At 38.9% G+C, this 26,839-nt stretch carries 21 protein-coding genes and 1 other RNA gene; 10 read left to right on the forward strand and 12 right to left on the reverse strand.

Annotated elements, in window-relative coordinates:
* Window positions 1–265: 265 nt before the first annotated feature.
* The gene (locus ACSHXM_RS09815) at window positions 266–436 is read left to right on the forward strand and encodes a DUF3545 family protein (protein WP_435688584.1); all 171 of its coding nucleotides are present in this window, start codon (window positions 266–268) and stop codon (window positions 434–436) included.
* Window positions 437–793: 357 nt separating this feature from the next.
* Here ACSHXM_RS09815 and ACSHXM_RS09820 read toward each other — a convergent pair whose 3' ends face one another.
* From ACSHXM_RS09820 to thrA, 5 genes are all read right to left on the reverse strand, one after another.
* Window positions 794–2,425, reverse strand: a complete 1,632-nt coding sequence (locus tag ACSHXM_RS09820) for an FMN-binding glutamate synthase family protein (RefSeq protein ID WP_435688585.1) — start codon at window positions 2,423–2,425, stop codon at window positions 794–796.
* 114 nt (window positions 2,426–2,539) lie between these two features.
* The gene (ung, locus tag ACSHXM_RS09825) at window positions 2,540–3,199 is read right to left on the reverse strand and encodes a uracil-DNA glycosylase (RefSeq protein WP_435688586.1); all 660 of its coding nucleotides are present in this window, start codon (window positions 3,197–3,199) and stop codon (window positions 2,540–2,542) included.
* A gap of 10 nt (window positions 3,200–3,209) precedes the next feature.
* Window positions 3,210–4,493 (reverse strand): threonine synthase, encoded by a 1,284-nt coding sequence (gene thrC / locus ACSHXM_RS09830; RefSeq protein WP_435688587.1) that lies wholly within the window; start codon window positions 4,491–4,493, stop codon window positions 3,210–3,212.
* Window positions 4,494–4,573: 80 nt separating this feature from the next.
* The gene (thrB, locus tag ACSHXM_RS09835) at window positions 4,574–5,581 is read right to left on the reverse strand and encodes a homoserine kinase (RefSeq protein ID WP_435688588.1); all 1,008 of its coding nucleotides are present in this window, start codon (window positions 5,579–5,581) and stop codon (window positions 4,574–4,576) included.
* Window positions 5,582–5,583: 2 nt separating this feature from the next.
* Window positions 5,584–8,043: a bifunctional aspartate kinase/homoserine dehydrogenase I gene (gene thrA, locus ACSHXM_RS09840; RefSeq protein ID WP_435688589.1), complete on the reverse strand. Its 2,460-nt coding sequence runs from the start codon at window positions 8,041–8,043 to the stop codon at window positions 5,584–5,586.
* 481 nt (window positions 8,044–8,524) lie between these two features.
* Between thrA and ACSHXM_RS09845 the strand changes: the two genes are divergently transcribed.
* On the forward strand, window positions 8,525–10,585 hold the full coding sequence (locus ACSHXM_RS09845; protein WP_435688590.1) for a response regulator: 2,061 nt from the start codon (window positions 8,525–8,527) through the stop codon (window positions 10,583–10,585).
* Window positions 10,586–10,647: 62 nt separating this feature from the next.
* On the opposite strand, the gene ACSHXM_RS09850 is transcribed toward ACSHXM_RS09845, so the two are convergent.
* Window positions 10,648–11,040 (reverse strand): hypothetical protein, encoded by a 393-nt coding sequence (locus tag ACSHXM_RS09850; RefSeq protein ID WP_435688591.1) that lies wholly within the window; start codon window positions 11,038–11,040, stop codon window positions 10,648–10,650.
* Between the two features lie 147 nt (window positions 11,041–11,187).
* Here ACSHXM_RS09850 and ACSHXM_RS09855 point away from each other — a divergent pair, with 147 nt between their 5' ends.
* The 5 genes from ACSHXM_RS09855 to ACSHXM_RS09875 all read left to right on the forward strand — a co-directional run bounded on the left by ACSHXM_RS09855 (window position 11,188) and on the right by ACSHXM_RS09875 (window position 16,651).
* On the forward strand, window positions 11,188–12,099 hold the full coding sequence (locus ACSHXM_RS09855) for a 1-aminocyclopropane-1-carboxylate deaminase/D-cysteine desulfhydrase (RefSeq protein ID WP_435688592.1): 912 nt from the start codon (window positions 11,188–11,190) through the stop codon (window positions 12,097–12,099).
* Between the two features lie 63 nt (window positions 12,100–12,162).
* Window positions 12,163–13,146 (forward strand): ion channel, encoded by a 984-nt coding sequence (locus ACSHXM_RS09860; RefSeq protein ID WP_435688593.1) that lies wholly within the window; start codon window positions 12,163–12,165, stop codon window positions 13,144–13,146.
* Window positions 13,147–13,236: 90 nt separating this feature from the next.
* Window positions 13,237–14,442 (forward strand): saccharopine dehydrogenase family protein, encoded by a 1,206-nt coding sequence (locus ACSHXM_RS09865; protein ID WP_435688594.1) that lies wholly within the window; start codon window positions 13,237–13,239, stop codon window positions 14,440–14,442.
* Window positions 14,443–14,594: 152 nt separating this feature from the next.
* Window positions 14,595–15,734 carry a carboxynorspermidine decarboxylase gene (nspC, locus tag ACSHXM_RS09870; RefSeq protein WP_435688615.1) on the forward strand — a complete coding sequence of 380 codons (1,140 nt, stop codon included), beginning with the start codon at window positions 14,595–14,597 and terminating at the stop codon, window positions 15,732–15,734.
* Between the two features lie 62 nt (window positions 15,735–15,796).
* A complete protein-coding gene (locus tag ACSHXM_RS09875) occupies window positions 15,797–16,651 on the forward strand; it encodes an alpha/beta hydrolase (RefSeq protein WP_435688595.1) in 855 nt (284 codons plus the stop codon).
* Between the two features lie 105 nt (window positions 16,652–16,756).
* Here the strand turns inward: ACSHXM_RS09875 and ACSHXM_RS09880 are convergent, their stop codons facing one another.
* The 3 genes from ACSHXM_RS09880 to ACSHXM_RS09890 form a co-directional block, all read right to left on the reverse strand.
* Window positions 16,757–17,809, reverse strand: a complete 1,053-nt coding sequence (locus ACSHXM_RS09880; protein WP_435688596.1) for a hypothetical protein — start codon at window positions 17,807–17,809, stop codon at window positions 16,757–16,759.
* A 119-nt stretch (window positions 17,810–17,928) separates the two neighbouring features.
* Entirely contained in the window at window positions 17,929–19,068 is a 1,140-nt protein-coding gene (locus tag ACSHXM_RS09885) for a helix-turn-helix domain-containing protein (RefSeq protein WP_435688597.1), read from the reverse strand.
* Between the two features lie 38 nt (window positions 19,069–19,106).
* Window positions 19,107–19,535, reverse strand: coding sequence for an Lrp/AsnC family transcriptional regulator (locus tag ACSHXM_RS09890; protein WP_435688598.1), 429 nt, complete (start codon window positions 19,533–19,535; stop codon window positions 19,107–19,109).
* Between the two features lie 142 nt (window positions 19,536–19,677).
* On the opposite strand from ACSHXM_RS09890, the gene yjeH reads away from it, so the two are divergent.
* Window positions 19,678–20,949 (forward strand): L-methionine/branched-chain amino acid transporter, encoded by a 1,272-nt coding sequence (gene yjeH, locus ACSHXM_RS09895; RefSeq protein WP_435688599.1) that lies wholly within the window; start codon window positions 19,678–19,680, stop codon window positions 20,947–20,949.
* A gap of 34 nt (window positions 20,950–20,983) precedes the next feature.
* On the opposite strand, the gene ACSHXM_RS09900 is transcribed toward yjeH, so the two are convergent.
* Window positions 20,984–21,457: a thioredoxin gene (locus tag ACSHXM_RS09900; RefSeq protein ID WP_435688600.1), complete on the reverse strand. Its 474-nt coding sequence runs from the start codon at window positions 21,455–21,457 to the stop codon at window positions 20,984–20,986.
* A gap of 223 nt (window positions 21,458–21,680) precedes the next feature.
* Here ACSHXM_RS09900 and ACSHXM_RS09905 point away from each other — a divergent pair, with 223 nt between their 5' ends.
* Window positions 21,681–23,159 (forward strand): methyl-accepting chemotaxis protein, encoded by a 1,479-nt coding sequence (locus ACSHXM_RS09905; protein ID WP_435688601.1) that lies wholly within the window; start codon window positions 21,681–21,683, stop codon window positions 23,157–23,159.
* A 56-nt stretch (window positions 23,160–23,215) separates the two neighbouring features.
* A complete protein-coding gene (locus ACSHXM_RS09910; RefSeq protein WP_435688602.1) occupies window positions 23,216–23,683 on the forward strand; it encodes a DUF6436 domain-containing protein in 468 nt (155 codons plus the stop codon).
* A 33-nt stretch (window positions 23,684–23,716) separates the two neighbouring features.
* Here the strand turns inward: ACSHXM_RS09910 and ACSHXM_RS09915 are convergent, their stop codons facing one another.
* Entirely contained in the window at window positions 23,717–26,320 is a 2,604-nt protein-coding gene (locus ACSHXM_RS09915; RefSeq protein ID WP_435688603.1) for an ATP-binding protein, read from the reverse strand.
* A gap of 151 nt (window positions 26,321–26,471) precedes the next feature.
* An RNA gene (rnpB, locus tag ACSHXM_RS09920) (RNase P RNA component class A) lies at window positions 26,472–26,838 on the reverse strand.
* Window position 26,839 lies beyond the last annotated feature (1 nt).

Genomic DNA, 26,839 nt, shown 5'->3' on the forward strand with positions numbered 1-26,839 from the left:
TAGAGCAGCAAATAGCTAATTTTTTAGCAAAATTTCTGCAAAACAAAATCCAAAGAGCGGCTATTAAGTCGCTCTTTTTTTATACAAAAAACAGAGCTTTATGCTTATTTCACAATTTATTCACATTTTATTAATCAAACCTTCAAATAAGTGTTCTATTTTTGAACTTCATATGGTACATATTTAATCAAGCTTTAGACTTTAGTCTAGAGTTGCTACAAGTATGTAGTTATAGCTGCGCTAAAAAATAATAATGGAGTTTGTTATGAATAAGTCAGATTTATCCTCATCAGTAAATTCAGAAAGCCGTAATTCCAAGTCAAAATCTAGTAAACGAAAATGGCGAGAAATTGAAGCCATTCATGATCGATATAGACTTAAACAAGAATTACGTGAATTAGGCATGTCACCAGAAGACGAACTAGAGTTTATTTAACAAATTTTAAAATTAAAAAAAGCCCTATTAAATTAGGGCTTTTTTGTATGTATACATAGTACTAAAAGTGTTTAAGAACCCTTTCAGGTTCAAATAGCGATACTTCTTAGTCAGAGTTCGGGTTATTTAACCTGAGTACTGGATAAGAAGTATCGACCAATTTGAATTTAACACTATAATTCAATAGCTTAGTGACACCAGACCAAGTTACCTCAGCTAAATTCTACTCGGTGACGTAATTTTTCGTGTCTAGCAAGGCGGATTGTCGTACGTAATAACGTGTTATTGCTAGACAATCCAACGCCTATAGGCACAAAAAGAGCGTTATCGAGAGGTTCGGCTTATCCAGTATTCAGGTTATTTAACTTCTTCCAACCCGCTATAACATTCCACTACAAAACTACTGGGCATAAAACATTTAGCAGAAGACTCTGTCATTTCATGGGCAAACCTTTCTGGATATTCACCTGTTAATAGACTGCCTTCAACTAAACCCACATAAATTTGATCAAGTCGTTTAATTTCAGTTTCACTCACTCTACGGTATATATGAGATCGAGTAATTTGACTCGGGTCACGCAACCCCGCAGAAGCAATAAGATCCATTGTGGCGCGAACCGTTTCTTTTTGATATCGCGCAATGCGTGTGGCCTTATCATTTACCACTAAACCAGCTGTTAAGATTGGGTCTTGCGTGGCAATCCCAGTGGGACATTCATTGTTATTACACACCAAAGATTGGACACAGCCTAAGGCGATCATCATGCCTCTGGCACTGTTACATAAGTCAGCTCCTAGTGATAGGTTCCTCACTATGTCAAAACCAGTGAAAGCTTTACCACTAGCGATAATTTTGATGTCTTTACGCAAATTAAAGCCGGTTAAAACGTCACTAATAAACACAATAGCTTCGCGTAAAGGCATTCCCACAGAGTTAGAATATTCTAATGGTGCAGCTCCAGTGCCGCCTTCTCCGCCGTCTACTGTTATAAAGTCTGGCCTGATGTCGGTTTCAACCATTGCTTTACATAGCGCAATAAACTCACTTTTTCTGCCCACCGCTAATTTAAAACCAACCGGCTTTCCACCCGACAAACTGCGTAACTGCTGAATAAAAGCCATCATTTCTAGCGGTGTTTTAAAAGCACTGTGGGCCGGTGGTGAGTCAACTCTGGTACCCGGTTCAACATGTCTGATTTGAGCTATTTCAATGGTATTTTTATCTGCGGGTAAAATCCCTCCGTGGCCAGGTTTTGCACCTTGAGATAGTTTTATCTCAACCATTTTAATATTGTCTTTGGTGGCAGTGTCCGCGAAACGTTCTGGACTAAATTTACCTTTTTCATCTCGGCAACCGAAATAGCCTGTACCTATTTGCCAAACTAAATCACCACCATGTTTGAGGTGATATGGGCTGACGCTGCCTTCCCCTGTGTTATGGTAAAAACCGCCTAATTTGGCTCCCTTATTTAAAGCTAAGATAGCGTTGGCGCTTAATGATCCAAAGCTCATCGCCGAAATATTGAAGAAACTTGCAGAATAAGGAAGTGTACAAGCGGCACCGCCAATTCTTACTTTCGGCTCAAGGGCATTTTCATCTAAATGAATAGCGGCCATGGAATGCCCAATCCATTCATAACCTACTCGTTGAGTATCGACTTTAGTGCCATAGGGAATAGTATCTCGTTGCCCTTTGGCTCTTTGGTAAATGACCGAACGAAACATGCGATTGATTGGTACACCGTCGGTTTCCGATTCAAAAAAATACTGACGAACAAAAGGACGAAGAAACTCCATTACCCAACGTCCCCGGCCAACTAAAGGAAACGTGCGCCATAGAGCATGTTTGGTTTGATACATGTCGTAAAAACCAACAATGGTAAGTGGCAGAACGATTAGGGTAAGCCAAAATATTCCAGGCCAACTTAAGCTAATACCCAAAATAACCAGCCAAGTAATAGTAATTACTCTTACAAATAGCGCTCTCATGTATCTAGCCTTTTATTAATATTTTGTAAACACTAAGGTAAGAAAAACACAGCTAAGTATTTGTTTCAACGTTATTTATCTAAATTACGCCTAGTAGGTGTTAATTTTGTGAAATCAAACCTGCCAATTAATCGAGGTTTTACCTAAGCTATTTAAAATTTGGTTAGTCTTTGAGAAATGTTTGCAGCCAAAAAAGCCACGATAAGCAGATAAAGGAGAAGGATGCGGACCAGCCAATATGTGATGTTTTTTAGCGTCGATGCTCGCTCCTTTTTTTTGTGCATGGCTGCCCCAAAGGATAAACACCAAATCGTCACATTGATTATTTAATACATTAATCACATGCCCTGTGAATTGTTCCCAGCCTATTTTTGCATGAGAGTGGGCTTGACCTTGTTCGACAGTTAAAACGGTATTGAGTAACAGCACACCTTGTTCTGCCCAGCTTTGTAAAAAGCCGTGTTCAGGTATCTCGAAGTCAGTGATATCTGTTGCGAGCTCTTTGTAAATATTAGCTAGAGAGGGAGGAGGCTTAATGCCAGGTAATACCGAAAAACATAAACCATGGGCCTGATTGGGTCCGTGGTATGGGTCTTGCCCTAAAATCACCACTTTAACTTTGGCGAGCTCAGTTAAGGCAAATGCGTTAAAAATATGCTCTTGAGCTGGATAAATCACTTTACCCGCAGATTTTTCTTTCTCAACAAAGCTCATAAGCTGTTGAAAATAAGACTGCTGTTTTTCAGCAGCCAATAAATCAGACCAAGTATTCACTTAGTAAGGTTTAACCTAATAGTGAAAACATATGCGCTTTTAACGCTTGGTAGTCATTAGGTAGCTCAACGTCTAAGCCTTCTTTACCAGCACAATCAGCTAGTGGCTGAGGTAAACTAATAGGTTGACCTAAAACATTCTCCACTGTTTCTCTAAACTTAGCTGGATGGGCCGTTCCCAAGAACAGACCTGTTTGGCCTTCTTCCAGTTTTCTAACTAACGCTTTATAAGCAATAGCTGCATGAGGTTCACTAATATAACCCAGCTGAGCCAATTGACGCATGGCTACTTGGGTGTATTCCTCATCAACCTTATCACCTGAGATAACAGATTTGTCTACGTAACCTTGTTCGATTATGGCTTCGATACGTGGCCAGTTATTCGGATTACTCACATCCATCGCATTCGACAAAGTAGCAACTGTATCATTTGGCTGCCATTCACCGGTTTTTAAATAACGAGGAACGGTGTCGTTCATGTTAGTACCAGCGATAAAGTGTTTAACGGGTAGCCCCATCACTTTACCGATTAATCCCGCTGTTAAGTTACCAAAGTTTCCACTTGGTACCGAGATAACTAAATCTTCACGTTGTTCTTTAGATAGCTGAGACACTGCTTCAAAGTAATAACATACTTGCGCTGCCAAACGACTGATATTAATAGAGTTAGCTGAGTTTAGGTGCAACCCTTCACGTACATCCACATCATCAAACGCAGTTTTCACTAACTGTTGGCAGGCATCAAAATCGCCATCTATTGCAACAGTATGAATATTGTCACCTAAGGTTGTGAATAATTTCTCTTGAAGCTGACTAATTTTGCCTTTCGGGAACAAAATCACCACATTGATGTTTTCAATTCCGTGGAAGGCGTGTGCAACCGCCGCGCCAGTATCACCTGAAGTCGCGGTTAAAATAGTAATAGGTTGGCCATCAGATATTTCAGTTAAACACTGGGCCATAAAACGACCACCAAAGTCTTTAAACGCTAAAGTAGGACCGTGGAATAACTCTAGGCAATACACGTTATCTGTGACTTTTTCGATTGGCGCTTCGAAGGCAAAAGCCCGTTCTACAATGCCCGCTATTCTGTCACGAGATAATTCGTCACCAATCAACGTACTAAGAATTTCCACACTACGCTCGACAAATGGCATAGCAAGCAAGCTATCTATATCTTCAAACTTAGGGAGCTTAGTAGGGAAAAACAATCCTTGTTTTTTACCTAAACCTTGCTTCACAGCCTGTGAGAATGAAACCACTTCAGAGGCGTCTTTTAAATTTACGAGTTCCAAATTCTTTACCTTTTCATTTCTATTTTTAACACGATTAACCTGTGTTAAATCATTATGTTGATATTACGTTCAACACAACCTTATGACTGGCGCGTTACCGCACCGTTTTGGTCTAACTGACAGACATGACTAAAACCTGTGTCATTCTGAATATAATTATCAGTTAACCATTGATTAATTGTTTGGGCTTTTTGCAAGTCATCACAAACAGCAAATACAGTTGGACCTGAGCCAGAAATACCAAAAGCTAGTGCGCGATTTTGCTCTGCAAAAGCGCGAGATTCATCAAACTTTGGCAACAGTGATTTACGATAAGGTTCTGCAATCACGTCTTTCATCATAGCTGCTGCCAACTCTTCATCTTGACGATACAAGGCATCGGTAAATACCGCTAATTGACGTCCAAACTGAATTGTATCAGGCATAGATACTTGTTTGGGCAATATTTCGCGAGCCGCAGCGGTAGAAACACTAATCCCAGAGTAACAAGACACCCAGTACCAATTTTTAAAAACAGGTAACTGCAAAGCAACCTGCTCTTTGTATTCTGCCATTAAGGTCAGACCGCCAACAAAACAAGGCGCGACATTATCATAATGTACGCTGCCACTTATTTGCCCTTCAAGCTCTCCCATGACTAATAGAAGTTCATTATCTGTGAAGGGCGTTTTGTTAAAATGTGCACTGAAAAATTGGTTTAAGCCATGCAACGCAGCCACAATTGAACTAGCGCTCGATCCTAATCCACTACCGATCGGCAAGTGTTTATGTAAAGTCATTTTCAAAGCTGGAATGTCTGCAGGCGCATAACCTTGTTGCTCTAACACTTTAATAAAATGTTGGTAACAGCGCGTGACGATATTGCTATCTGGATCAGGTGGTAATTTATCGGCAAAACGGCCTTTGACTTCTAGACTAAAATCATCTGCTATTACGATGTCAACTTCATCACCTAACAAACTACCGTCAATTGGTTTTAGCGCTGCACCTAATAAATCAAAACCTAAACTCACGTTACCAATGGAGGCCGGAGCATAAGCAGTAAGTGTTTTATTTTGCATGTTTGATTCTGACGTTGATTTTAACATGACTAAGACTGCTTCCATGGCATGGTGCGCATTACGTCAGCAAAAACACCGGCAGCGGTCACTGCAGCGCCCGCACCATAACCACGTATTACATATGGAATAGGTTGGTAATAATTGCTGTGTATTGCTAAGGCATTCTCACCATCTTTTACCATGTATAAAGGATGTGCTTCATTCACTGCCTGAATGTTAACCACACACTTGCCTTCGTTGATTGAGCCCACATAACGAAGCACTTTTCCTTCTTGTTTAGCCGCTTCAACTCTTTGTGCCACTTCAGCATCGAGTTTAGGTAAATTAGCCATAAACTCTTCAATCGAACCACTCGCATCAAAAGTTTCGGGTAGCACAGATTCGATTTGAATGTCATCTAACTCTAAGGTCAAACCCGCTTCACGAGCCATGATTAATAATTTACGAGCCACATCCATACCACTTAAATCATCACGTGGGTCAGGCTCTGTAAATCCATTTTGTTTAGCAATGTTAGTGGCTTCAGATAAACTTAAACCTTCATCTAATTTACCAAATACAAAAGATAAAGAACCTGACAATATCCCTTCAAATTTTACAAGTTCATCACCTGCATAGAATAACTTCTGTAAGTTTTCTATAACCGGCAAACCAGCACCCACAGTTGTTTCATATAAAAATTGACGATTGGTTTTTTGAACTGTGTCGCGCAATAACTGATAAAACTCGTTGCTGGCGGTGTTGGCCTTTTTATTTGGCGTGACCACATGAAAACCGTTTTCCATCATTGCCGGATATTGATCGGCAATCGCTGAACTGCTAGTACAATCAATCAATACTGGATTCACCAAACTATTTGCATGTACAAATTCTTGCAGTACATCAATGTCTAAACCTTGCTCGCTCGACTGTAAGGCGGCATTCCAATCACTTGATAAATCAACACCGTTTGCATCAAGGAGAACCTTTTTGCTGTTAGCGATACCGTAAACGTTTAACTTAATATTTCGTTCTAATAACGTCGCCTGTTGACGAGCCACTTGACCTAAAAATTCTTTACCAACCGTGCCACATCCCACTAAAAACGCATCAATTGAATGCAAAGTTGAGAAAAAGTTCTGATGGATCACCTTCACTGCTTTTTTCGCTTTATTGGCTTCTATAACAGTTGAAATAGAACGTTCCGATGAACCTTGAGCAATAGCTACGTTATTTACTCTAGCCTGAGATAGGGCATTAAAGAACTTAGCCGCTAAACCTTTAGAATGACGCATGCCATCTCCTACTAACGTTACTATAGCTAGGTCATGGCGCACTTCGATAGGCTCAAGCAATTGGTTACTTAACTCTAAGGCAAACGAATCTTCTAGTAAGTCTTGAGCGCGGCTAGCGTCTTTACTGTGAATACAAAAACTAATGCTGTATTCAGAAGATGATTGAGTAATCAAACTGATAGAGATATTGGCATTCGACATCACTTCAAATACACGACTTGCCATGCCTACCATGCCTTTCATACCAGGGCCTGCAACGTTAAACATAGTCATATCATCAAGATGAGAAATACCTTTAACACTTGTCCACTTAGTACTGGCTTCGTTACTGATTAACGTTCCAGGTGCCGCTGGGTTTAATGTGTTACGAATTAAACATGGGATATGGTGTTGGGCAATTGGACCGATTGTTTTGGGATGTAAAACTTTCGCGCCAAAGTAAGACAACTCCATGGCTTCTTGATAAGTTAACTTATCTAGTAACACTGCGCCTTCTACTTGATTTGGATCTGCGTTATACACGCCATCTACGTCTGTCCATATCTCACAGCATTCTGCATCGATACAGGCAGCTAATATTGCCGCGGAGTAATCTGAACCATTACGTCCTAATGTGACTTTTTCACCGGCTTCATTAATCGCTACAAAACCAGGCATGATTAACACTTGTTTCCCAGAACTATCCACATCTTCAAAGCGGGCTTTACTAGAAGAAACATCACAAATACTGTCTAAGTATTCACCTTCGGCAATGATATGATCGACTGGGTCAATGATACGATTATCTTGTCCTAGGGTAGTCAAAATTTGGCTGAATATATTGACGCTCACATATTCACCAATACTTAATATTTTTGCCACAACCTGCTCAGGCGCACAACGTAATAATGCAAACCCTTCAAGATGTTGGTTTAACTCAGTTAATGTCGTTTGAATAAACTCCGCTAAACCTTTTTGTTGAAACCCAGGTAAGTTGGTTTGAAGATCATCCAAGATACCAAATAACACCATGTTTAACTTAGCAAACAACTCACCATAATCTTTGCCAGTAGCGGCTTCTTCACACAATAAAGACAAGGCATTGGTTACGCCCTTTGGAGCAGATAATACAATCGCAGCACCCGTATCTGTGTGACATGCCATAGTAATATCTTTTACTCTCAAATAACGTTCTGCATCAGCGAGAGATGACCCGCCAAACTTCAACACCTTCATTTTATTGCTCCTCAAACTTCATGTTTTATCATATTTTTTATATCGCTTTTCATACCGCAAATAACAAAAAAGCCCGCTTAGGTTGCGGGCTTTTAGTGTGTTATGCGTATGCACTAGCCAGCGGTCACCATTTCCATGGTGATAATAATCGTGCTGGTGATGCGAGATAAATTTATTTTCATGTGCGCAATTTGCCGCATAGCGCTAAAGATGTCAACCAACAAGTGCAGATGTTTTGTTATTTGATATACCGATTGCAGCGCGGTTTTAATCGAATACATATAAGACTTTCAGATCTTTTGTAATAGCACTCAAAGGCATATAGGTAATCGTACCTGGTTGAGATGTTAATTTAACAGTCTTACATTATCTTAGGTTTTAAGTCTTTCAACTTGAAATTTAACTGACAATTTATTTGGAAAAATGCAGTTATAAACGTTAGGGTAACAAAGCTTCTCTCATTTTTGACGCCAAGGTTATTATGCTGCATTTAAATATTCTGTATAAAATCACATCTGACAATGCTCTTTCCTTTGAGCAAAAAATATCTCAGTTGCTTAATTTAGGCGCTGAATATTTTGATTTACAAATAGGCATAATTAGCGAAATACAAGATGATACCTATACCATTCGATATGCCATTTCTCCTGACAACGTAATCGAACCTAACAGTACATTTTCTGTCAATAGCACGTACTGTATTCATACTTTAAAAGCCAAACAACCCACTTCCTTTCATCATGCTGGGAAAAGCCACATAGCCCAGCACCCTTGTTATTTAGATTTCGGTTTAGAGAGCTATATCGGAGCCCCCTTATTAGTTGAAGGCCAAAAATATGGCACTTTAAATTTTTCATCTAGCGAACCCAAAGAAACCCCATTTAGCCAAACTGACCTAGAGTTTATTGACTTATTATCCCACTGGGTGGGCAACGAAATTGCCAGAAACAAACATATATCTCAGTTGAAAGCTCAAGAAAAGAGGATGTTACATCAGCAAAACATTCTAAACGAAATAGGTAAATTAGCGGGTGTTGGTGCATGGGAAATGGATTTAGTGAAACAAAGATTACATTGGTCAGAAAGCACTCGTTTAATTCACGAGGTAGACGATGATTATTTGCCAAATTTAGAAACAGCAATAAACTTTTATAAACCCGGCGACAATAGAGATAGAATTCAAAAAATCGTTAATAAGGCGATGATAGATGGCCTAGATTTCTCAGATGAATTTGAAATCATTACTGATAAAGGCAATGTGAAATGGGTTGCCGCCCAAGGAAAAGCTGAATTTGAAAATGGTCAATGTGTTCGTTTATTCGGTGCATTTCAAGATATTACAAAACAGGTTTTTTACCGTGAGCAATTAGAAAAAAGGCATTTAGAATTAACCTCGGCTTTAGAAGCGCGGAGTACTTTTTTAGCCAACATGAGCCATGAAATTCGTACCCCGATTAATGGTGTCATTGGCTCATTACAAGTCATGGATAAAACTGGACTCAACGAAAAGCAGCAGCACTTTGTCAGCTTGGCTCAAGATAGTGCGGATTCGTTACTTGCTCAAATCAACGATGTATTAGATTTCGCAAAAATTGATTCAAATCAAGTTGAATTAGAAAGTACACCTTTTGAAATAAATCAGTTATTAACTAAATGTGTAGATGTTTACAATATTGCCGCGCAAAACAAGTCTATCCAACTCACCTCTGACTTTTCAAAGACGGAAGACATAGTTGTATTAGCGGATCAGACAAGGATTAGACAGATTTATACAAACTTAATTAGTAATGCCATTAAGTTTACTTCAAAAGGACAAGTTCAAATATCAAGCTCTATTCAACGTCTAAGTAAACACAGAACGGTATTAAAAGTTGATATTGCAGATAGCGGTATTGGCATGACAGAAAAACAAATACAATTTCTATTTTTACCTTTTAGACAAGCCGACGTATCGACTACACGTAAATTTGGTGGAACAGGTTTAGGACTTTCTATCAGTCAAAGTCTTGCAAAATTAATGAAAGGAGAAATATCAGTTCAAAGTAAAGAAGGTGAAGGAAGTACGTTTACTGTTGAAATTGATATCGAAATTCAAAAAGGCGCCTTATTAAAAGCAGATGACCCAATTAGCCTGAACACAAATTCAGATCTGAGCAAAATTAGAGTGCTAGTGGTAGAAGATAATGAAATAAACCAAATGGTTGTCAGTGAAATGCTTAATCTTCGAGGTATTAAACATGACATAGCAAGTGATGGCCTGCTAGCTTTAGAAAAACTATCCACCGAATCGGATTTAAATCGCTACTACGATTTAATACTAATGGATTGTCAGATGCCAAATATGGACGGTTATCAAGCCACTCAAAAAATTCGCCAGCTTGACTCACTCACAGCAAAAATTCCTGTCATTGCTTTAACGGCTAACTCGATGAAAGGTGATAAAGAGAAGTGTATAAAAAGTGGCATGAATGATTATTTAACTAAACCCATAGAAATCGAAGCGCTGCATGCAGTATTAGAAAAACACACTGCCATGTCATAACCGCTAGCTGACTAATTCCCCTGAGTTGGGATTATTTATGCGGTAATTAACTCAGCTCACTATCATCCTTTGATGTACATATTTTCGTAATATTCAGCGGAAAAACATTGTTGTTGACCATCAATCACTTTTTTACACGCGACCACTTTAGGTTTTTCTGGTGCAGGCACTATCGTCGCCTTAGGCTCAACCAATCTTTCATGCTTTCGCTCTTGAATACTACCAATAACTTTTTTAACCACCTTAATGTCTTGTTCGAGCCCCAATTCTGTAAAAACTAAATCGCCTAGTACTGGGGCGACTTCCGCTTTGCACTTGGCTCTATTATTACTGCCTTTACACCTATCTCGTTCAAGTGCAGTAATTAAAGTGAGATCCGTAGCCAAACCTAAAACAGTGCAACCTTGTATAAATAAAAGGCTCAGCATAAGCATGGATATTCTAATTAATGTCATAAGCACCTCGAACGAAAGGGTAAATATAATATACCACACTGTTGTTATACCAAAGATTTAATATGCAACTTTTCGGTATGGTACCAAACAGATTATTGTAAAATATCAATTAAATTTAACCCATACTCAATTTTGTTAGGAGGTAAGTTGAAATCAAATATACAATCCTTGCTGAATATCAAGCTCCCTTCTGTTGAGCAAACAATTCAACTTAATAGCCATTTTCCGCAAGATATTAAACTGTCCATAAAACGGGATGACACAATACATCCTATTATTTCGGGCAATAAATGGCGAAAAATAAAGTATCAGCTGCTTGAAGCTTTAGAAAGAAACACGACTCACATAATAAGTTTTGGAGGAGGATTCTCTAACCATTTACACGCATTGGGTTATTGTTGTCAGCAACTTAATATGAAGTTTACAGCAGTTGTACGCGGAGACTATTCACGTAACCCAAGTCCGATGCTACAAGACTTAACTTCATGGAATACAAATATTTGTTATGTGAACAAGATCACCTACCAAAAACGAAACACTAGTTACCTTGCCGAATTAAAAACGCAGTTTCCAGACGCACTCATTGTGCCTGAAGGTGGCTCCAGCCAATTTGCCCTGCAAGGTGTGGCTGAAATTATTAATGAGTTACATCAAGAGTACGATTACATTATTGCTCCAGTGGCGAGTGGTGGCACGTTGGCGGGTTTAATAAACGCTGTTGAATCACGGCCAATAAATAATCCACCCAAAATTTTAGGCGTTGCAGCGCTCAAGGGGCAAGGGTACTTAGAAGAACTTGTAACTCAGCTACTCCCACAGAATTGTAATAATTCAAATTGGCAAATCATTCACGATTTCCATTTTGGAGGGTACGCAAAAACAACCGTTGAGCTCATTGAATTTTGCCAAAATTTCAAACAACAACATCAAATTGAAATAGAGCCTATCTATAGCGGTAAGTTATTCTTTGCCTTAGATAAGTTACTACAGCAAAATTATTTTCCAAAAGGAAGTCGTATTTTGGCCTTACATACTGGAGGTTTACAAGGAGCAAGGTAAGTAATCCGACAAAAAATCAATTCAAGAAATAGCAAATTTTCAGTCACTATCTATACTTCCGATATGATTGAAGAACAGCCAAAATGCCAATACTGCAATTCAAAAAATCAACAATGTACCGAGCCTGCTGGGCAGTCTGGTTTATGTTTTTGGCATGATAAAGACTGCGACAAAACGGGCTCTGATGTAAAACTTCGATTAGAACAATATGCTAAAAACGGTGGGATGTTGCAGGGTTTATGTCTTAAACAAGCTGACCTAGCTAATATTGACTTAGTCAACCACCACCAAAAAATGGGATATGACTTTTCTGAAAGTGATTTTTACAAAGCCAACCTAAATGGTGCGCACCTATTCAATATTGATTTAACCAATGCAAGTTTGATGAAAGCTGATTTACGCAATGCCAACCTGAATTGCGCCACTCTGCATCATGTTAATTTGTTAGGCGTAAGGTGGGCAGACAGTAAGATAGAAAACATTAAAATTGGTAAACGAATTCGTCAAGAAGTCGAAGCGCATCAAGCCAATAAAAGTAAACAGCTTCAAGAATCGTTAAATCTATTTGAACAAGCTGAAGAGATATATCGCGACTTACGAAAACATTCAGAACATGAAGGCATATTTACTATGTCTGGACGTTTTATTCAAAAAGAGCTGACTATGCGTCGGTTTCAAATGCCTAAATACAGCGCTAAACGTATCAGTTCAAAAATAGTGGATCTATTTTGCGGATATGGAGAAGCGCCTATTAGAATTGTGGCTATTTCAATTTGTATGATCATTTTGTGTGCTTTTTTATACACATTGACAGGATTAAGTTACGCAGGTGAAATTCAAAAATTTGATCCTAACGCCTCTCTCAGTGAAAGCCTGCAGTTATTTTTATCCTGTCTGTATTATTCAGTTGTTACCTTTACTACTCTTGGATACGGTGATTTCACACCTGTTGGCATATCTAGAGCTATCGCAGCTCTAGAAGCATTTACTGGTAGTTTTACCATAGCTTTGTTTGTAGTGGTATTTGTTAAAAAAATGACTCGATAAACATTATTTTTTTTCTTATTTTCACATGAAATAAATACTGATAGCATGCAGCTGTTTTATTTATATCCCATTTTTTAGAAGGATTGTTTTATGTCTCGTGTTTTGATTATTGGTGCGGGCGGTGTTGCTGCTGTGACCATAAAAAAATGTGCTCGTTTACCCGAGTTATTTGATGAAATTTATTTGGCCAGCCGCACAGTATCTAAATGTGAAGCTTTACAACAAGAAGTGGGCGCTGATCGTGTAAAAGGTGTTTTTGCAGTCGATGCTGATCACGCTAGTGAAGTGGTAGCTGTAATTAATCAAGTCAAGCCGGACTTAGTGGTGAACCTAGCTTTACCATACCAAGATTTAGCGATCATGGATGCCTGTTTAGAAACAGGTGTACATTACTTAGACACTGCCAACTATGAACCCAAAGACGTGGCAAAATTCGAGTATTCTTGGCAGTGGGCTTATCAAGAAAAATTTCAAAAAGCGGGGCTAATGGCCTTGTTAGGTAGCGGTTTTGATCCCGGTGTTACCAATGTATATACCGCATATGCGGCGAAACACTATTTTGACGAAATTCATTATCTTGACATAGTCGATTGTAATGGAGGTGATCACGGCCAAGCTTTTGCTACAAACTTTAATCCAGAAATTAACATACGAGAGATCACCCAACGCGGTCGTTTTTATCAAGATGGCGAGTGGCTTGAAACCGAACCATTAAGTGTACGAGAAGATCTGGATTATCAAAATATAGGTGTCAGAGCTTCTTATTTGATGTACCACGAAGAATTAGAGTCTCTGGTTAAACACTTCCCCACAATTAAACGAGCCCGGTTTTGGATGACATTTGGTGACGCTTATCTAACCCACTTGAAAGTGTTAGAAGGCATAGGCATGACAAGTATTGCGCCAATTGATTTCCAAGGACAACAAATTGTCCCTCTAGAATTCTTGAAGGCAGTGCTGCCTGATCCAGGCTCATTAGCCGACGGTTACACAGGCAAAACCTGTATTGGTACCTACATTACGGGTTTAAAAGACGGTGTAGAAAAAACTATCTTCATTTATAACAACTGTGACCATGCCGTTTGTCATGAGGAAGTGGGTGCGCAAGCTGTGTCGTACACTACAGGTGTTCCAGCCATGATTGGTGCGAGTTTAATGTTAAATGGCACGTGGAAAAAAGCTGGCGTATGGAATATGGAGCAGTTCGATCCTGATCCGTTTATGGAAATGTTAAATATTCACGGCTTACCGTGGCATGTTATCGAATGTGACTCTCCCTTCAAAAAAAATATTTAACCAGTAATTATCCGATCTTATCTTAACGTTACCTAACTTTATCTAACATCACTAAAGGCTTTGTTTACCCGCATAGCCTTTTTAACTTTAATTAATGAATTGGCAAAGTTATGCTAACTGCCAATTCATATAGCCATGAAAGCCCCTATTTAATGAAAGATCCTATGCTTAATCCGGCCATCCCTTCACCTTGTTATGTATGTGAAGAAGCGAAACTCGAAGCCAATTTACAATTAATGCAACGAGTTCAAGATGAATCGGGTGTCGAGATAATCCTTGCGCTCAAAGGATTTGCAATGTGGTCTACGTTTGACTTAGTTGGCAAGTACTTACAAGGCTCTACGGCCAGTGCTGTTTGGGAAGCGCGCTTAGGAAAAGAAACCATTGGCAAACAAGTTCACGCTTTTTCACCTGCCTATAAGTCAACGGACATAGAGCAATTAGTCGACTTGGTTGACCATATTTCATTTAATAGTTTGACTCAATGGCAACGGTATAAACCACAAATTCTACAATCCGAGGTTTCACCAGGAATTCGACTTAACATCGAACATAGAGAAACGGAAACTGAGCTATATGATCCTAGTGCGCCAGGTTCGCGATTCGGGGTTTTAGCGAAAGATTTGGCTAAAGCTGATATAAGCGGTATTGAAGGTTTTCATATTCATAATCTATGCGAATGTGATTCTTATGCCACCGAACGCACCATACTCGCGGTAGAAGAAAAATTCAGTCAGTATTTTGGCCAACTCAAGTGGATCAATTTTGGTGGTGGTCATTTAATGACAAAAAAAGGCTACGACTTAGACCACTTAATAAGCACATTAAAAGCATTTAAAGATCGTTACCCTCACCTTAACGTCATATTGGAGCCAGGCTCAGCCGTAGCTTGGCAAACTGGACCGCTTGTTTGTGAAGTAGTCGATATTGTCGAAAATAAAGACAAAATTGCCATAGTTGATATGTCTGCTACTGCACATATGCCAGATGTGTTGGAAATGCCCTATCGCCCTGACGTGCGAGGAGCAGGTGAAGCCGGCGAAAAAGAGCACACCTATAGATTTGGCGGAAACTCTTGTTTAACCGGAGATGCCATAGATTTATATAGTTTTGATCATGAACTACAAGTGGGTGAGAGAATTATTTTCGAAGATATGATCCACTACACTATGGTTAAAACCACCTTTTTTAATGGGGTGGAACATCCTTCGATTGGCATATTACGCAAAGACGGAAGTTTTGAATTGATTCGAGAATTCACCTATGAAGATTTTAAAAATAAATTGTCATAACTTATCCAGAGTTCTGGTTAACTTAATTTATCAACTGCTCCAAAATAAATGGTTTTATTAATATGAAAAATTCAATTTTACTGACATTGTTTTTTGTTATTTCAGCTGCATTTTGTGCCCAAGTTGAAAGCTCACAGCAACCCATTATTTTGCCTCTTTGGGAAAATGGCGCCCCAGGTTCTGAAGAACATAAAAACATACCTGAACAAGCCAAAGATTGGTGGGTAAAGAGTGTACACAACCCCTCTATCTCGGTTTTCCAAGCAGACGAGTCAAATGGTGCAGCAGTACTCATTTTTCCGGGTGGTGGACATAGACAGTTAGTCTTTGATGAAGAAGGAACTAAAGCGGCCAAGTTTCTTAATCAATTTGGGATCACAGCAGCAGTGGTCAAATATCGCTTGTTCAGAGAGCCTAACTCCCCATACACCATAGAACACCCCAAACAAGACGCCATTCGTTCATTACGGCTATTACGCGCTAATGCAAAACGTTTTGCTATTGACCCATCACGCATTGGCCTAATGGGTTTCTCCGCTGGCGGAGAAGTGGTCAACGCCGTGGCTTATCATGCACCACCAGCCAATATTCACTCTAGTGATCCGATCGAAACATTTAATGCTAATGTAAGTTTTCATATTCAAATCTATCCTGGACCAATAGGTATCCCGGAACAAGTCAGTGCCAATGCTCCCCCTGTGTTTCTGCTAGCATCGAATAAAGACAGTTGTTGTTCGGAATCCATTTTCAAATTACTCAAAGCATACAGAGAAGCTGGCGCATCAGTTGAAGCACACTTTTTTGATGCTGGAGATCATGGTTTTAATATGGGTAATCGCTCCCAATTTAAAAGTATTCAAACTTGGCCTAATAGATTGTCTGACTGGTTAATCGATAAAAACTTTTTCAAAAATTAGGTACGGACTTAAACTCGATTAAATTTATCTCGGACCGAAATCGCATTCGGGCCGAGATAATACAAACCTTGAAACTGACAATAATAAGTGCCAACAAAGTTTAATCTAATGCTGTTGTACTACCGCAAAATCAATAATCTTTTTAGCAGTACTGATGTTGTTTAGGTCGGTGTATAACACGCCATCTTGTCCCGAGTGATGGCCATGACCGCTGAGACGAAATAACACCTCACCTCGAACACTGGTATCAATTTCAGCAGAATAAATTAGCGAGGGTTGGCCAGACGAACCGCTGCCACTATAAATTGGATCTTCAGGAAATTTGTCCTTCGAATAATACTCGTTAAAATCATAAGTACGATTAATTTCCATCATCACACGATACTGCGCTGATTTTTGTTTACCCAATAATAATAAATGATCACTTTTAGGTGTGGCTGCAGTTAATCCATCGTATTTAGTCGAACCCACTTCAGGCACAAACAAGCCGTCAATAGAAGGCTCGGCGTTACGATGTCCCCAATAAGGTAGAGCTTCTGGTCTACGAATAACATCAGGTTCGCCAGGCTTAGGTATGAAGCTAGAGTTGGACAATTTATTAGTCACGTATAAGGTTTTAATAAAGTTACCCTGTAAGTCTTCAAGCCAGATAGCCATTTGCGGGATTGTGGTATAACTAAAACCTAAAAATAGTGGCTGTGGCTCAGATTGATAATGCTGTCCAGCTTTTACAAAAATCGACAAGCCCTCTTGCTGACCTCCAGACAAATCAACCAAAGAAAAGTCTCCTTCTCTAACCGAACCAGCTGAACGTAGGTTCTCACCAAATTTAATCACACTCACAAAAGGCACTAGATCAACAATAATGCCGTAAGACACGGGCACGACACCAAGTAACACCAAAACAAAAACCACCTTGCCTAGTTTGAAACTCAAGTGACGTTTATAAGCTTGCCAATTGTTTTTGAAATGCCATACCACTCCAATAATAACTAAGATAGACGCCCACACATGCAACGACGCTATAAAGTAACTATATTGGGTGCTGTATAATAAGATGCCTGACAATAACAGGACTAAAAATGCTACTGATAACACGACAGTTACCATTAATCGAATATTTAACTTCAAGGGTACTTCTCCAACTTTGATTAACATCCGGTAATTCTCTATACCGGCTCGTTGTGTAGAAGTATCAATTAAAAATACCCAGTTTAACTAGTGCGGATACCTGTATTACAGAGATCCGCACCTAAAATTCATTAGATTTTCTGGTGTTAAACTAAGGGCTGGTGATCACGATATTGAGAAGGGGTCAAACCTGTTTGTTTTTTAAAAGCAGTGTTAAACGCCGTTTTACTATTAAAACCTACCTGTGAAAAAATGTCCTGAATACTCAGCACTTCAGACTGCTGCTTCAACAAGAATTGAGCCTGTTCGATTCTTAAAGAGTTCAAAAAGTCAGTATAATTAGTTTGAAAGTGCTGGTTAATGACGGCCGATAATTCTCGACTAGGCATATCCACTTGTTGGGCTAAACGCTCCAATGTTAAGTTTTTTTGAAACTGAGGCTGATGTTTATCTAGATAATTTTTTAATTTTGTTACGTTCTTTTCTAACTTTTGTTTCGAAATTTGTTCCGCAGTTATTTTTAATCCATGCTCAGCTAACAATCTTTGTGAAACTAATTGAATAAACCAAGCAAATAATATTCCCCCACACAACAACTCCATAGCCACTAACAAAGCAACAGTAGAATCTATTGGCAAAATACCGGATATAATCAGCAATGCAGATAAAGAACGCCATGCCCAATAAACACCATAACAAAGCATAACCCCAGCCAATAACCAATGGGCTGACTTTATGGTCTTTTGATGCTTAATCCATAAACGAATCAGCATTCCTACAAACACACACTTTAATAGACTCGCCAGACCATACAACCCACTAACGGCACAATGAGTTTGTTTGCTGCAATCCACTGAGTGATTACCAGCACAGTGCGGTAATGATGGGCACATATAAAAATCGGCAAAAATATATCGATACATAAAATAAACCATGATTACGCCAGTTAATATTAAGTAACCTTTTTCAAACCACCTAAAGTGAGAAGAACTCGTTAGTTGTTTTTGCAGAAGCCTGATCATAACCACAGGAGCAATAAAGTGGACGGCATTGGTCATCACCATCAATGGTGAGTCTAAGACCGAATGAGACATGGAATAAACGGATGTTTGAAAATAACCAAAGACTAAAAATATAGTAAAGCCATTAAGAAAACCGATTAATACAAACCAAGGACTGGTTGAAAGCAGTGTTCTAAAATACCATGCACCTACTAGTAACAAGCAGGAAAGGACAAAATTTAGTAATAAGAAAGCATCAGCCGTGTTGAAAATAAAATCGAACATTAAGTTCATTCCATAAATGCAGGTTTAAAAAAATAGATCTAGTTACGGTTATCTATCCATTCACTCATAACGACGTGAGTTTTGATTTTATTAATATCTTCCTCAAAATCTAGACTCTCTCGAATTTCATGGATACGTCGCATACTGGCCGCTTTCACTAATACCAACAAATCCATATCTCCGGTTATTCCATTACATGTCACCACCTCTGGAATATTCTTAAATAAATGAATGACATCAGAACATCTGGCACGTCTATGTTGGATCTCGAAATATACAGTGACGCCTTCTTTCTGGGACTCGCTCAATAAAACTTGGTAACCTCTAATAACACCGCTATGTTCCATTTTTTTGATTCTTTCTGAAACCGAAGAACGAGACAAATTTACCGATTCTGCAATGTGGGAAATACTCACTCTCGCGTTGTTGCGAAGCTCTGCAATAATACCTTGATCAAATTTATCCATATTCACCTACATCATAATGTCGCTTAAGTTAAGTTACTCCGTCATATTGTTGGTTTTAAGCACACTTTGTTGGAAAACTATGACGAATTGCTTTTATCCAAATGTATAGAATAAAGCTCTGATATTAAAGAGAATATGACATATGAACAAGCACAACAATAAAATTGGGCGATGGCAAGGCGCAGCATTATTAGCCACCACTTTGTTGGGAACAAGTGTATTCATATTACCCCAACTAACAATTGGAATTGCTGGCTCAGGGGCACTACTTGCCTGGATTGGGTTGATGTTAGCTATTATTCCTGTTGCATTAATTTTTGGTCAACTAGCCGGCAAATACCCTCATGCTGCTGGGCCAGCATATTTTGTAGAAAAAGCCTTTGGGATTATCGCTGGAAGAACGGTAGGCATGATATTTTTGTTGGCTGTGCCTTTGGGCGCTCCAGCGGCCATACTTATGACGTTACAATTCGTTGACTCATTAATCACCATGCAGCCAGTTTTTCAATGGCTGACTCAATTAAGCATTTTGATTTTAATATTTTTACTTAATTACAGAGGGGTTCAAATTTCAGCTAAGGTGCAACTCGGGCTCACTTTAATCATCATTGCTGTTGTTATTTTATTATTTGGCCAATCAGAAACCAATAACTTAGGCCTAGCCGTCGACAATCTTCCGAATTCCCCAATAAACATAAACCTAGTTATGGCGGCTGCAGGGGTAGCGTTTTGGAGTTTTCTTGGCGTTGAAGCTATGACCCACTTAGCAAACGACTTTGAAAATCCCGAAAAAGACTTAGTGCCTGCATTAATAATTGGGTGTGTCATTGTGGGTTTAATTTATATAGCCTGCACCTATCTTCTACTGCTACACCCTAATCACAATAACTTAGCGATGGTGGGAGTATTCAATCAGTTATTGGGTGCTTATGGCGCTCAAATAATCGGGCTATTAGGTATTGCCGGAGGTATCGCTACTGTAAACGTTTATACAGCCAGCCTAGCGAGACTAGCATGGAGTTTTAGCAATGAAGGTGTGCTACCAACTTATTTTAAGAAACTCAATTACTACGGGATACCAGAACGAGCGCTAAATACCTTATTGATTATTATGGCGGTGGTCATTACGGCAACCTTTATAACAGGTACACACCTAGAGGATTTGATAACTTGGGTAAATGGGGTATTTGTTCTTATCTACTTGGTATCTATGTTAGCCGCTGCAAAATTACTTAATCGAAATCAAACTCCACTTATCTTGCTGGGTTGTCTATTTTGTTTTGCCCTTATGTGGGGATTAGGTTGGAAAATGCTTTACGCGTTTATACTCATAGGCTTAACTGCCCCACTACTTTATTGGCAGACTAGAGCATTTAAAAAAGAAACGTTAGTTTATAGCAATCCGCATAAATAAGAGTTCACTTATTCTTGTGGATTGCTATTAATCGCTACTGAGCAAGCATATTAGCGAGATCCTGCCCGAGGGTGATTCTTGGTGCTTCTATAATTCTGCCAAGTTCTCTTTCACCCTCTAACAGTATAATAGTGGGTGTAAACTCTAACTTGTATGTGTGATGAAGCCCGTCAGGATCTTGTTTACTATAGTTTAATGCTCTCATGGTGAGAGATTTCAACTCGACATCAGCAACATGTAACAATTTTAATAATCTTGGTACTTCTCTTTCACTGTCATGACACCAAGTTCCAAATAACACAACTAAGGACTTTCCTGTGAGGCGTTTTGCCGCTGCGATCTCCTTTTGACTCGGTTGATAAGACTGGTAAGTTTTTTTAAAGACAGGAAATTCATCCAATACTTGTTTTGTACTGATTTCTCCAATGGTTACTTCATGCACGCTCTCTTCAGACGAAGCACACCCCAAAGAAAACATGATTAGTACCCAGCAAATTATATTTCTCATAAACTTAATCCGTTCTTAATTTTACTAAGTAGCATTTAAACTAATAGATATTACTGCAACTAGGTGAATCAAAACAATATTAATAATCCACCATCTAACACACTGATAATCATATGTATATTACAGCTCCCCCTACTAAAGAACAGTATGAAGATTCATTGAAATTTGATTAACTGCATAATTCAACAATAATAATCATATTACCTAACGAAAGAGGTGAGTAATGAATTATCCTTGGTTAGCGAGTGCAAATAAAATATTTAGAGTTGTTGTAATACTTCAATGGCTAATATCTTTATTTATTGCATTTATCACTTCCAGCTGGGTTGAACCTTTTTTAATAGGTTTACCCATACTCGCCTTGCCTTTAATTCTAAGCTTCACTCAAGCTAGCCAGCCCATTACTCGGTATGCCTATGCCATAGCCGTTCAATTATTTGCCGCCCTACATATTCAACAGGCTTACGGCATGACCGAATTGCATTTCGAGATATTTGTTATGTTGGCTTTTCTATCTTACTTTCGTGACTGGAAGGTCATTGCCATTAGTACTACTACGGTTGCGATACATCACATTTTATTTTTTGTCCTGCAATATAATGGTAGTGCCGTGTTTGTATTTGAAGAGGGGCGAATGAGCTTTTATATCTTAGTAATACATGCCCTATTTGCCGTGGTGGAGGGAGTATTACTAGGGTTTATGGCCAAAAGTAGCTACGTACAGGCCAAGTCAGCATTAATATTAAGTAACGCTGTATCCCAAATAATGCACACTTCAGGTAGCTTAGATTTAAAAGTTGAAATACCAGAAAATGAAGGTTCTAAAGAATTTGTATCACTCATAAGTGCATTTAAAGCGTTAATCGTAGAAGCAAACAGTCTAAGTAAAAGTGTATCAACTGCCGCTCACACCATGAGCCAATCCTCCGACTTATTAGACAAGTCAGTCACTTCGAGTGCTGAACAAGTAAACTCTATTGCCTCTTCAATACCTGAGATTAGCGACAACATACACAATGTGGCGGAACTATCTGAACAGTCGAATCAAAATGCTGAAACAGCAAAAAATAACACTCTAGATACCAAGCAAACTATTACTAATTCCAGTAAAAATATTAGCCAATTAAGGGAGACACTTAGTACTGCATCTGAAGCAATCCAAAAGCTGAGTACAAGATGCAACAATATTTCTGAAGTGATGCAATCGATTAAATCAGTCGCTGAGCAAACTAATTTATTAGCACTTAATGCAGCCATTGAATCAGCTCGCGCTGGTGAACACGGTCGCGGTTTCGCTGTTGTGGCTGACGAAGTGAGAAGTTTAGCCATAAAATCTAAAGAGAGCGCTGAAGAAATAGAACTCATCACCACTGAACTTATTAATAGTGCTGATACCTCGGTTTCTCAAATGACGGAATGTGTTGAACTGGTAGACAACGCAGTAACGTCATCTGGCTCAGCATTGGAAAAAATGGATAGCGTAGTTGACAATTTCCAAGCGGTATCAGAAAACATTACGAATGTTGCATCGTCAGCTAAAAAACAAGCGAATAATGTATCTTCTATTTCAGAGTCAACTCAATTACTCAGCGAATTCTCTATAAATGAATTAACAAACGTCAAAAAGGTCAATACAGAAGCCACCGAACTTTCTGCGCTATGTAAAAAATTAGAACAGCAGTTAAAACAGTTCTCTGTATGACCTTGAGGTCGACTTGTCTAATTTTAAGCCTGTGGTTAAGCTTATGTTTAATCCTAATGTCCTATATATTCACTCAACAATTAGTTGATTTTGATCCTGATCTAAAACTATCTGCTGCCATTAGTGATATAAAATTTGAACAGAAGTTAGTGCAAGCAATAGGTCAATCACATCAACTACCCAATAAAACAGTTGTTCACTTTATTAATGAAGATTGTTTTTGTCAGATAGTCTCTAGCTCTCACATCAACAATCTCTCTAGCCAATTAAATGATGAGGGTTTTCAAAACATCTACATAGACTTACAGAAAAACCCCATTTTAAGAGAAATCATCCCATCTTCTCCTTCCATCGCGATTATTGGCGCTCAACAAGAATTAATTTATTTAGGGCCGTACGCGGAAGGATATGGTTGTCTAACAGGCACGAGTTTAGTGGATAATATTATTCAAAAGGTTTTTTCTAAGAAAATCGAAAACTCAGTACTCATTACCGAGGCACAAGGCTGTTATTGCAACATATAAAGAGAGGCGCAAGCCATCCCGAGTTCAGGTTATTTACTCATCTACTTGATGTAGTTGTGCCATACAAAGCTGCAAATCAGCTAAATACCTTTGAGCCTCTGGTAAATTGTTTTGCTCTATTTTCTCTTCCACCAACTTAGCTAAATCACTTAAAACTTGAAACCCATAACTGCCTGCAGAACCTTTTAAGTTATGCATCATCTTACTAATTTCTGGCCAATCTTTTATATCAACAGCTTGTTGAATCGAGGAAAGTTTTTCAGCAAAACTACTTCTATAGTTTTCAATCAATTCATCGAATTGAGCGTTCACAGGTATGGCTTGATCTTCAAACTTGTCATCTCTCCCTAAATACTGAGTGAGTAATGCATAAAAACTTTGCGTATCGATTGGTTTAGCGAAGTGCTCCCGCGCGCCCGCATCAATAACTTCTTTTTTACTTTTTGAATCAACATTTGCAGTTAACATAATAATGGGCGCTTCAAAGCCTTGCTCTAATAGTTTTTTAGTAGCTTGTAACCCGTCCATTTCAGGCATTTGCATATCCATTAAAACCAAGTCAAATGGTGTGTTTTGACTTAACGTTATAGCTTGTCTTCCATTTTCGGCCAAGCTTAAATCAGCTCCCGTTTTATTCACTAAATAGGCAACAAGCTGACGATTATCTTCGTTATCATCAACACACAAAATATGACCTTCAAGTTGAGGAACCTCTACTTTAGGTTGCAACCTTTGCTTAAGTAAAATTTGCACATCAGTAGCACAAGTCATCATGTTTTTGTTTTCTGATTCCACCCAAGGCATGTAAACAGCAAACTGACTACCTTGGCCTTTTTGACTGGTCACTTTTACGTGCCCACCTAACATTTCAGTTAACTGTTTACTAATGTACAAACCTAATCCAGTTCCTCCATATTTACGATTACTAGACTGATTACCTTGAGAAAATGCAGTGAATAAACGTAACTGTTGTTCATCATCCATACCCGGTCCAGTATCAGAAACAACAAAGATAAATCGCTTTTTGAATGTATCTAAATGCACTTGTAAATCTACCTGGCCCTGTTCAGTAAATTTAATAGCGTTATTGCACAGGTTTAATAAAATTTGTTTTAACCGAGTGGCATCTGTTCTAAATTCATAAGGTATTGGATAATGCAGCCGTAAGTTGAAAGTCAGATGTTTTTCAAGGGCAAAGCCTTCCATATGCGAACGGACCTCCTCTAGCAATGCAACCACACTAGTATCCGTTTTATTTAATTGTATTTTGCCCGCTTCAATTTTGGATAAATCCAATACATCGTTAACTAAATTCATTAAATACTGACCACCATTATGAATAGCGGTAGTGGCTTTAAGCTTGTCATCCTTGCTGACATTACTATCACTTAATATCTCTGAATAACCAATGATAGAATTAAGTGGTGTGCGTATCTCATGACTCACATTCGCTAAAAAACGGCTTTTTGCTTCTGTAGCACTGGCTGCTAGTTGTTGCTCTTTTTGCGCCATCTCAACTTGATATTTTATTGTGTTAGTTTGGCGTATTTCTTCGGCTTGATCTTTTATCTTCTGTTCACGTTCCATAACAGCTAATTGCATGTTGCTAAATTCAATAGCAAGTTCACCTAACTCACTTCTTTCAGACACTTGAACTTGTTCGGTATAACTGCCGCCGGCGACTAACTTGGCTGCATTTAATAACCGGCCAATGGGACGACTAATACTTCGGGCGATAAGAAATGAACCTAACAGCGCCAACAGTATGCCTACGATAAAAAACGGGACTAACTCAAGCATGAACAAATTACGACTTTTTAGCCAAGCTCTCATTGAATCTTGCAACACGATGACAAATTGCTGTTGGTCGTCAACATACAACTCAAACGGCATCACAACAGAATCATTTTTCTGCGTGATAAACATCTTAGTAGAACTATCAGATTCAATATGCTGCAAAGCTAGAGATTGAATCTCTTTGCCAAGTGAAGCTCGGTTATCAATAGTGGATAAAACTAAATTATGCTTATCCTGGCGGGAGATAATTAAATTAATGTCTAGTGAAATAAGTTCTTTAATACGGTCAAAAAATTGTCTATTTAACTTTTTCCCCATTAATAACCAGCCTATGGTAGCTGGTGCTTTAATTGGTTCTGCAGATACTATATACGGTTCATCCGCGACCATGGCTATCCAAGATTTCTCTTGTTGATGAGCATCCAAAACATGGGCAAGTGAACGATTGATTTCCATATCTTCCCCGCCCATCTGAGCGGTTAACATGAACTTTTTATCTAACACTAAAGCAATGTCCGCTTTAATTCTCTTGCCATGATTAAACAGCACACTTTTGATCGATCGCGTATCTTCACCTTGGCCTATCGCACTACGTAAGGCCCAGTCTTTGGCGATTGTCTCTACACTTAGGTTTAGATGGTGTTTAGCAATAACAAGTTCATTCATAAACACGTTTTTACCGACATTTAAACGTGCGACGAACTCTCTTTCAGCCTGATTATAAGCCGCTTGATAAATGCTTAATAAGGTTAAAACAAATACCAAACTAAATAGGCTTACAACTAGTAAAAATATCTTTCTAAAAAGTGGGGTCCAAATTACAGCCTGTTTATCTTTCATATCTTACTATCGAGAAAAATTAATTGGAGACAATGATTAATACAAACACAAAACAACCAAAGAGTGATCACTTTTTTATCACAATTTTGGGTTAAGTAAACTTTATCAATTAGAAGGGGGATTATTGCTAGGCTAGATTGAGCAAAAAATAGAGTGGAGTTGGCCATAAGCCGGGTTCTGTCTTGGGTAATCATTCATCTAGGCCAGCAATCGCTCACTGGCTCAAGCAACACACCCGATCTCAACGTGGGCCACGCCATAAGAGATCCTATTTGGTCTTGCTCCGGGTGGAGTTTACCTTGCCACACACTGTTGCCAGTGGTGCGGTGCGCTCTTACCGCACCCTTTCACCCTTACCAATTGATTACTAGAACCAACTGGCGGTCTTCTCTCTGCTGCACTTGTCGTCGGCTTACACCGCCCAGGCGTTACCTGGCACCCTGCCCTGTGGAGCCCGGACTTTCCTCCCTTTAGAAATTCACGAATGAAAACTAAACGGCGATTACCAGGCCAACTCCG

The sequence above is a fragment of the Paraglaciecola sp. genome (assembly GCF_051252315.1).
Lineage (GTDB): Bacteria > Pseudomonadota > Gammaproteobacteria > Enterobacterales > Alteromonadaceae > Paraglaciecola.